A 1831-nucleotide genomic window follows, 5' to 3' on the forward strand; every position below is an offset into this window, starting at 1 on the left:
CCATCTGCTGGGCGTAGCGCTCGTACGCCGGATAGCCGTCCGTCAGCACCACGCCCGCGTAGGAGCCCAACAGCTCGTGGACCACGCCGTGCGCACGCGTCGGCATGAAGGGGAAGATCACCTCCTGCCGGTCGCCATAGATCGGCCGGAAATAGCCCGTCTTCATTCGACCCCGACCCTTGCGACCCGCACGAATCGGTGTCTCGTCCATTGCGATCACGGAACTCTGCAGGATCGATTGCCGCTGGGCGTCGCAGATCGGTTGCAGCAGTTCTGCCGTTCGGTGCACCGCATCGGTCAGCGTCGAGCGCGCGAGCCGAATCCCTGCTGCCTTCATCCGTTGATGCTGCCGGTATAGCGGCAGGTGATACACCAGCTTGGATCACCAGGCCCGCCAGCAGGCTCATGTCGGCCATGCTCTTGCCCAGCACCGACGCTGCTGCCGGAGGACAGCTCAAATGGCCGTCCTTCCGCTTGACCACCGGGCGCACGTACTTCAGCACCACGTAGGACGCCGGCTGCTGCGCCGGCGGCTTCCCTTTCCGGACGGCGCATCGATCAGCCGCCAGCACCCCGAATACGGTTTGAGTTACCGCCACGGCGCTCTGACGGGCGTGGCGATCTACGACACCGCGGGCGCCACCACGCCCTGGCAGGAGGTGATCCCCGACAGCGCGGCCACGGCCGGCATCGAGTACAATGTGGCCGGCGGCATCCACCGCCTGCGCTACGGCAACGGCACGGAGACCGTGACGGACGTCAACGCGGCTTTCCTGCCGGGCCGGATTTACGTGGAAGGGGCGGGGAGCGTGCTCTTCGACACCGGCAGTTACGGCTATGACGGAGCCCGGAACATCAAGCAGATCGGCAACGATCTGTATCGCTATGATCTCGCGAACCGCCTGGACTGGGTGCGGATGGGATACGAGAAGAACGGCACGTCGCAGAGCAACGACATCGACTATGTCTATGATCGCTACGGCAACATGACCGACCGGCTGGTGACCGGCAGCGCGCCCCCCGACGGCCTGCACTTCGCGGGTCGGACCTACACCGCCACGGGCGCGAGCTTCCCCGACAACCGGATCCACGATGCGGATTTCCTCTACGATCAAAACGGCAACCTGACCCAGGAGCCGACCCACGACCAGGCCGGCGGTTTCAACTACTTCTTCAGCCCGGAAAACCGCCTGAGCTACGTGCAGAAATACTTGTCCGGCGGCGCCCTACTCCAGCAAGCCAGCTACGACTCAGAGGGCAACCGCTGGCTGCGGATCACCAGCGCCAGCGGGGGCAAGGCCCTGATCACCCTGCGGGACGTGGGCGGCCAAGTGGTGGCGGAATACGAGGTCAAGAGCGCGGACGACGTCCCCTCGCTGACCAAGGAGTACGTCCGCGGCGCCGGCGGCCTGCTGGCGATCCGCTCCACCTGCGGCCCCCGCCCCGACCTGGCCTACGGCAACCCCCGCAAGGTGGGCACCGAGTACCGCTTCCACAAGTACGACCACATCGCCCCCTCGGGCGACTACCATATCTTCATCGAGTCCGAGTCGGGCCTGACCAAGACCCTGACCCGCCCGAGCAGTCTCGAGGACGAGTTCGGCATCGACGAGAGCGAGTTCTTCCTGGGCGAGACCAACTGGATCAGCATCGAGACCACCGCGGAGTGCGGCACCACGGGCTACAGCAACGCCCTCTCCCTGCGCCGGGGCGGTGGTGGAGGCGGCTGCCTCAAGCAGGCCACCATGTTCCTCTACGCGCTGCGCACGGGCTTTGGCGACGACGGCTCCTCGAGCCAGGAGATCGGCACCTCCAGCGACGGCTCCGACTG

At 66.0% G+C, this 1831-nt stretch carries 2 protein-coding genes; one reads left to right on the forward strand and one right to left on the reverse strand.

Features of this window, described 5'->3' with window-relative positions; translation table 11 throughout:
- Positions 1-373, reverse strand: a 373-nt coding sequence (locus Q9Q40_13870) for a transposase (GenBank protein ID MDQ7008303.1), incomplete at its 3' end; no start/stop codon positions are given.
- Positions 374-458: 85 nt separating this feature from the next.
- On the opposite strand from Q9Q40_13870, the gene Q9Q40_13875 reads away from it, so the two are divergent.
- A partial coding sequence (locus Q9Q40_13875) for a hypothetical protein (protein MDQ7008304.1) occupies positions 459-1831 on the forward strand: 1373 nt, incomplete at its 3' end.

The organism is Acidobacteriota bacterium, assembly GCA_030949985.1.
Lineage (GTDB): Bacteria > Acidobacteriota > Polarisedimenticolia > J045 > J045 > JALTMS01.